Source organism: Paenibacillus sp. 01L418, from assembly GCF_056400045.1.
Map to the genome: position 1 here is coordinate 1 of NZ_JBFTSN010000344.1, position 6,969 is coordinate 6,969.

A 6,969-nucleotide genomic window follows, 5' to 3' on the forward strand; every position below is an offset into this window, starting at 1 on the left:
AAACTACGGTGTTCCAACGAACAAGGAACTCGCGGCTGCTGGCGGAATCGTCTACCGCAAAGATGTTACCGATGAGCTCGGCATTGATATGAGCAATGTGAAAACACCAGAAGATCTTGATGCTGTATATGCCGTCGTTAAGGAGAAAAAGCCGGAATTAATTCCGCTGTATACAACGGCAGGCGCTTTCAACTCGCACTTCTTCGCCAATTACGACTTCTTGGGCGATTCAACGATTCCTGGCGCCATTCTTAAAGATAAAGACGATACTAAAGTGATGCCTATGGAGCAGCTTGACCGCTACAAGCAATATTTAAATCTGACTCGTGACTATTTCAAGAAAGGTTACATTAACGCAGATGCTGCGACTACACAAGTTGCTTCAGCAGACGCTTGGAAGGCAGGCAACGTATTCTCTACAATTGAGCCAATGAAACCAGGCAAGGACGCAGAGATTGCAAGCGCTTCTAACCTGACTGGGAAGCTTGCTCAAATCATGATGACAGAAAAAACAGTCGCCACATCTGAAACTGCTGGTTCGATGCTAGGAATCTCTTCCACTTCTAAGGACCCAGACCGTGCGATGATGTTAATTAATTTGCTTCATACTGACAAGGAAATCAATAACTTGCTTAACTTCGGTATTGAAGGCGACCATTATACACGCAGTGGAGAAATCATAACAGCTACAGGAAATACAGCTAACTATAACCCAGGCTCGGCTTGGATGTTCGGCAGTCAGTTCTTGAACTATGTTTGGAATACAGAGGACCCAGATAAGTGGGCCAAATTTAAAGAGTTCAACCAAAATGCGAAGGTTTCTCCAGGCCTTGGTTTCGTATTCGACAGCGAGCCAGTGAAATCGGAAGTTGGAGCATTGGCAAACGTAATCCGTCAATATCAAAGAGCGCTTGAAACAGGCTCGGTCGACGTCGATAAAACGTTAGCTGAATATGATAAGAAATTGAAGGAAGCAGGCGTTGATAAAGTGGTTGCGGAGAAACAAAAGCAATTTGATGCGTTCCTAGCCAGTAAGTAAACAACCTGTTGTTACGATCAATGAAACCCGCGCCTTCTAAAGGCGCGGGTTTTTCTTGCTTGCAATTTTTTGTGTATTCCTTACAATTAAGCTAACAAATGCAATTCATCCATGCAGTAGGGGGCTATGCGGGTATGACTCGATCGATGTACCATTTGATGCGTGCAAGGATGCTCCTGCTGACCTGCTTCTTTCTAGTCATAGCTTGTTCAAATGAATCAGGCACAGAACCGGAATGGAGCAACAGTGAATCCAAGAGCCAACTTGAAATCAATAATGAAAGCGTTTCATTAGATACGGGAGAAATGGATGAAGCTGATAACTCTGACATTCATCAATTAAAAGCGTATACGCTTAAGTTTGTATATACAGGTGCACCGCAGAAAGATGAAGAAGAAATAGAAGCGGCCATGAATGACTACTTATTAACGAAAATAAATGCAAAAATAGACCTTATTCCAATTGACTGGGGACCGTGGGACGATAAAGTCAATCTGATGATCGCATCACGTGAAAAGATTGATATTTTATTTACAGCGCAATGGAATAAACACGCGATTAATGTGTCAAAAGGTGCTTTCTTAGTCGTTGATGAGCTTTTAGATCAGTATGGCCAAGGCATTTTGCAATCGCTTGACCCTGTATTTCTGGCAGGCGCCAAGATTGAGGGACATAATTATGCCGTTCCAACAAACAAGGAGCTTGCTGCGCAGGGAGGCATTATCTATCGCGCGGATATAGCTGAAGAGCTTGGAATAGATATGACTAAAGTGAAAAGTATAGAAGATTTAGATGAAGTTTATCAGATTGTCCGAGAGAAAAAGCCGGAGATCACCCCCCTTTATCTGAAGATGGGGGAATCATTTAATACACATTACATTGGGAATTTTGATGCATTAGGAGATACATCGATTCCTGGGGTCATTTTGAAGGATGGAGAAAGCACTAAGGTTTTGCCTGCCTATGAAGTGGGACGTTATATAGATACACTGCACATAACACGCAAGTTTTTTCAAAAAGGGTACATTAATAAAGATGCGGCTACGAATCAGACGATGAACAGCGAGGCGCTGAGATCCGGCGATGTTTTTTCAATAACTGGCGCATTGAAGCCCGGCAAAAGTGAAGAGCTGGCGATTCAGACGGGTATGATTGGAAAGCTTGCACAGCTGCCGTTAAATGTGAAGACGATAGCAACGTCAGAGACCGCGGGGGCCATGCTGGCTATCTCTTCGACCTCACAAGATCCAGCGCGAGCGATGATGTTTATTAATCTGCTGCATACGGATGTTTACTTAAACAATTTATTGAACTACGGAATTGAAGGCAGGCATTATATAAAGGTTAGTGAGAATGTGATTAGGCCTACGGAGTATACGCAAAATTATAATCCAGGAACCACTTGGATGTTCGGCAATCAGTTTTTAAATTATGTATGGGAAAGTGAAGACCCAATGAAGTGGAATAGCTTCAAACAATTTAACCAAGAGGCAAAAATTTCACCAGGTCTTGGCTTCGTATTTAATGGAGATACGGTAAGGGCTGAAGTAGCTGCGGTCGGCAATGTGGATAGGCAGTACCAAACTGCGCTTGAAACAGGATCTGTAGATGTGGATAAAATACTGCCCGAGTATATCGAGAGGCTGAAAGCGGCAGGTATCGAGAAAATAATAGCGGAGAAGCAAAAGCAATTCGATCAATTTCTTACAAGCAAATAAGCTTCAAAGCTTATAAATTGTGCCGGCCATGCGCTTTCGTTGCTGGACCGGCACTTTTTAATGATAAGAAAACGGCTAGAGAGCGCTTCCGCCAAAAACAAAACGGTACTCCCAATGCGTATTGTCGATGTTGTCGATTCGTACACCGCCGCTTTCCTTAGAATAAGTATCCAGCATTTTTCCGTTGCCTAAATAAACGCCTACATGAGTAATCGTTTGTTTTGACTTCGTTAAACGCGAATAACCTGCCGTACTGCTTCCGTGATAGGACATAAAGAACATGAGGTCACCGCGCTTTAGGTTTTTCCAGTCTGTTTGAATCGCTGAATTTTTCTTAATATAAGCTGCTTGCAGAGCAGAGGTAGAAGGAAGCGTTACGCCCGCTGCTTTTTCAAATATGTGTTTGGTGAAATCTGAACAATCAAATGTTTTCGTTGTGCTTCGATCAGAGCCGAACTCATAGGGTGTCCCTAAGTATTTCATTCCTGTTGCAATTATTTTCTCCACCGATGATGATGCTGCATAGACATGTCCATTTGTTTGGAAAGGAATGGTCCCAGTATTTAATAATACGGTAGTCAAAAAGCCAGCTACAATGAGTTTCTTAATGGAATAGTTTTTCATTGGCAGCGTATACACCTCCTGTGTGATAATAACGTAACACAGGGATATTAGTAGTTTAAGCTGTAAAATATGGGTATTAACCCGCATTTGACCCTAGAGGCGGGCTGCCCACTCGACCTAAGTCTAGTGAGAAAACCGCCGAAAGTCCGTTTTATAAAAGGAGAAATTGATCTAAACTAAGTACATAAGCAAGAGCAACACACGTAAGGCAAGAAAAGAAAAATGAATAAATTCTAATAGTCGAAAGGAGTTGGAAATGGAGATGAATGGAAAAAGCGCTTTGGGCGTGTTGCTTGTCATCGTCGGCAGTATCGCGGTACTTAATTTTGTCGGAGTTCATTTTGGTGCAATATTCGGATTTTTGCTCCCGTTCATACTAATCGGATTGGGGGTTGTCGGTTGGTCGAACAATAAGAAATGGATTGGCGGAATACTTATTGCAATCGGCGGCATGATGATTTTCGGTAAACTCGGCGGTATCATCTTACTGCTTCTAGCAATCGGCTTAATCGTTGCTGGTGTGAGCCTCTTTAAGAAAGACAAACGCAGAGCATTCTAGTTGCTGCGAATCATTATAAAATGTAAAGATAGATGAAGCTGGTTTTGCACCGCAAAACGTTAAGGAGGACATTGAATGAGCATTATGAAGCGAGTTCGCGACATTACTGTCGCTACATTAAATGAACGGCTTGAGAAATCAGAGGATCCAGTACGGTTGATTGATCAATTCCTCTGGTCGACAAGAGAAGATATTATCCAAGCTGAGAAGTTGTATCAGCAGTATGCAGGACATAGCAATCACCTGAAAGCACAATGGCTGCAAGCTGAAGAGCAAAAGGAACGCCGTGAGAATCAAGCGTTGACAGCTCTGAAGGCTGGCGAGGAGCAAATGGCAAGAATCGCATTGCATGAGAAAGCTAGCTGCGAAGAGCGTTCAATTCAATACCGTGAGCTGTTCGAGCAAAGCCGTCAAAACACGCTTGATCTTGAAGAACAGCTGCGCGAGATGCGCAGCGAATACCAATCGGTATATGACAAGCGTGAATATTATGCAGCTCGTATGGAATCACTAAGGCTTCAACAACGAATGAACGCTCGATATACGAGCGGCTTCGGTGATCAAGGCATTCAATCGGGTTCTGTGTTTAGAAAGCTGGAGGATCGTATAAGCGGCATGGAGCATGAAGCAAAGAGTCTTCGCGACATTCGCAAAATGGGTCAAGAATTCGTATCCGAAGCGGGCAACACATTGCAGTCAGTTATTGAACGAGAGCTTGAGCAGCTGAAACGTAAGCTTGAGAAAGAGGGATGGTCGTCTTGAAAAAACTGTATCGATCTTCTCGAGACAAAAAATTATTCGGTCTTTGCGGTGGATTAGCAGAAATGTTGAATGTGGATGCGACGCTGCTGCGGATTCTACTTATAGTCGTTACGATCTTCACAAGCGGAGCTGTTATTCTGATCTATATTATTGCAGGCTTGGTTGTTCCTAAAGAACCGCCGGTCTACTCCGGCTTTGGTCCAAACGGCTTTGGTAACGGAAACGGAAACGGTTATGGCGGAGGTTATAACCCTGGATTCGATCAACATACAAATTCGCCTTTCGGCGGTCCTTACAAAAACCCGCCGCAAGCGCCAGGCTCTTGGAGTGCACCGGCACCTTCATCCCAGCCTACAACATCGTCACAGTTCGATAGCATGATGGATGATTTGGAGAAAAAAGCACTACGTCGTGAAATTGAAGAATTGAAAGCCAAAATTGCTAAATACGAGAAGGGGGATTTTTAATATGGGAATTTTCAAACGCATGAAAGACATGACTAAGGCATCGGTAAATGAGGCATTGGACAAAATTGAAGATCCGATTATTATGTTGAATCAATACTTGCGTGACATGGAATCTGAAATTCATCAAGCTGAAGTAACAGTAGCTAAACAAATGGCGAATGAGCGCCGGATGAAGCAGCGCTTGGAAGAAACAGTACGCAGCGCGGCAGATCGTGAATCAAAAGCAGAAGCGGCTCTAAGAGCTGGACAAGAAGAACATACGCGCAAGCTGCTTGAAGAGAAGCTTTATTTTGACCAAAAGGTAACAGAATATACTGATTTGCACGCACAATCGAAGACTCAGGCTGAGGAATTGATGCAACAGCTGCACGCAATGAAAGAAGAGTTCTACCAGCTTCGCAACAAGCRCAATGAGCTTGCTTCCCGTGCACAAGTAGCAAAAGCTCAAAAGCAAATGGCGCAATTGACTACAAACAACACGATTGATAGCGGTTCGGCATCACGCGGCTTCTACCGGATGGAAGAGAAAATTATGCAGCTAGAGGCTGAAGCAGATGTTTTGCGCACGCCTTACTCCTATAACAGCTCTTCGAACAGCTTTAATGCAGCAGATGCTGAGAAAAAAAATAAAGTGGATGAGCAGCTGCAAGCACTTAAAAACAAGCTAAACCCAACAACTTCATTAACAAAGGCTCCGACTGAAGAATAAGACTATAGGCTATGAAGGAAGCGGACCGTTTTGCGGTCTGCTCTTTCATATGTTTTTTGCTTCATCGTGGTTAAAATAGCGAAGAGAAGGAAGTGAGCCGTATGGAGCAAGGCAATAAGAGCGACCATTCGAATCATGCGGCCCGCAAGCGTCTGGTAACGGAAACGATATTGTGGCTGCTGATCATTGTCAGCTTGGTTGTTATCATATTGCAAGGAATCGGTTATGTTGATCTCTTCACGCTTCAAGGGAAATGGGCAATTATCGGACTAGCTTTCGTTGGCGCAGGTTTAGCGGCTGCTACATTAAACGGTTATTTGCAAAACTCCAAGCTAAAGGAATCGCTGAAGCGGCTGACCGAGCAGCAAAAAAAACGTCGATTTACAGTTACGCTAAGCAATGGGGAGACGACGGAAAACGAAATTTCAGAACAAGAGCAGGTTGATCCTAACTGGGCGAAGAAGGTCAAGTTCACCGCAGTAATCGAAGAGCGCCAGCGGCTTGCGCGCGAGCTGCATGATGCAGTAAGCCAGCAGTTATTCGCCATATCGATGACAGCGACTGCTGTTAGTCGAACGATTGAGCGAGATTGGGAGCGAGCCAAACGTCAGGTACAGCTTATTGAGGAAATGGCTGCCGTTGCTCAATCAGAAATGCGTGCGTTGCTGCTACATCTTCGGCCCGTCCACTTGGACGGAAAAAATCTGGGGCAGGCGCTTACTGTTCTAGTGGATGAGCTGAAGCAGAAAGTACCGATGAAGATTACACTTGAGGTTGATGATACGATCCTGCTTCCTCCTAATGCTGAGGATCATTTATTCCGCATCGCTCAGGAGGCATTATCGAATACGCTCAGGCATTCGAAAGCGGAAAGCATGGATATCAAATTGCTTCAATTCGGCAATCAAGTACACATGAGTCTAAAGGATAGCGGCGTTGGATTTGATCTTGAGGCGAAGAAGCAAACGTCCTATGGCTTACTGACTATGGAAGAGCGGGTAATTGAAATTGGCGGCTCCTTGCAGATGATTTCAAGACCTGGCGAGGGAACTATCATTGAAATTTGGGTGCCCACTGATGTTTCATAAGAG

At 44.1% G+C, this 6,969-nt stretch carries 8 protein-coding genes; 7 read left to right on the forward strand and 1 reads right to left on the reverse strand.

The window, feature by feature from the left end; all coding sequences use genetic code 11:
• Positions 1 to 1,039: ABC transporter substrate-binding protein (locus tag AC1DSE_RS27030; RefSeq protein ID WP_477528482.1), on the forward strand; the 1,039-nt coding region annotated here is incomplete at its 5' end.
• 134 nt (positions 1,040 to 1,173) lie between these two features.
• On the forward strand, positions 1,174 to 2,757 hold the full coding sequence (locus tag AC1DSE_RS27035; RefSeq protein WP_477511594.1) for an ABC transporter substrate-binding protein: 1,584 nt from the start codon (positions 1,174 to 1,176) through the stop codon (positions 2,755 to 2,757).
• 75 nt (positions 2,758 to 2,832) lie between these two features.
• Here AC1DSE_RS27035 and AC1DSE_RS27040 read toward each other — a convergent pair whose 3' ends face one another.
• The gene (locus AC1DSE_RS27040) at positions 2,833 to 3,381 is read right to left on the reverse strand and encodes a C40 family peptidase (RefSeq protein WP_076270982.1); all 549 of its coding nucleotides are present in this window, start codon (positions 3,379 to 3,381) and stop codon (positions 2,833 to 2,835) included.
• A 262-nt stretch (positions 3,382 to 3,643) separates the two neighbouring features.
• Between AC1DSE_RS27040 and AC1DSE_RS27045 the strand changes: the two genes are divergently transcribed.
• The 5 genes from AC1DSE_RS27045 to AC1DSE_RS27065 all read left to right on the forward strand — a co-directional run bounded on the left by AC1DSE_RS27045 (position 3,644) and on the right by AC1DSE_RS27065 (position 6,966).
• On the forward strand, positions 3,644 to 3,940 hold the full coding sequence (locus AC1DSE_RS27045) for a LiaF transmembrane domain-containing protein (protein WP_076271055.1): 297 nt from the start codon (positions 3,644 to 3,646) through the stop codon (positions 3,938 to 3,940).
• Positions 3,941 to 4,015: 75 nt separating this feature from the next.
• Positions 4,016 to 4,702, forward strand: a complete 687-nt coding sequence (locus tag AC1DSE_RS27050) for a PspA/IM30 family protein (RefSeq protein ID WP_076270983.1) — start codon at positions 4,016 to 4,018, stop codon at positions 4,700 to 4,702.
• Positions 4,690 to 5,169: a PspC domain-containing protein gene (locus tag AC1DSE_RS27055; RefSeq protein WP_441879401.1), complete on the forward strand. Its 480-nt coding sequence runs from the start codon at positions 4,690 to 4,692 to the stop codon at positions 5,167 to 5,169. The genes AC1DSE_RS27050 and AC1DSE_RS27055 overlap by 13 nt, the downstream gene beginning before the upstream one ends.
• Before the next feature lies 1 nt (position 5,170).
• Positions 5,171 to 5,878 carry a PspA/IM30 family protein gene (locus AC1DSE_RS27060; protein WP_477528483.1) on the forward strand — a complete coding sequence of 236 codons (708 nt, stop codon included), beginning with the start codon at positions 5,171 to 5,173 and terminating at the stop codon, positions 5,876 to 5,878.
• 101 nt (positions 5,879 to 5,979) lie between these two features.
• A complete protein-coding gene (locus AC1DSE_RS27065; RefSeq protein ID WP_477511593.1) occupies positions 5,980 to 6,966 on the forward strand; it encodes a sensor histidine kinase in 987 nt (328 codons plus the stop codon).
• Positions 6,967 to 6,969 lie beyond the last annotated feature (3 nt).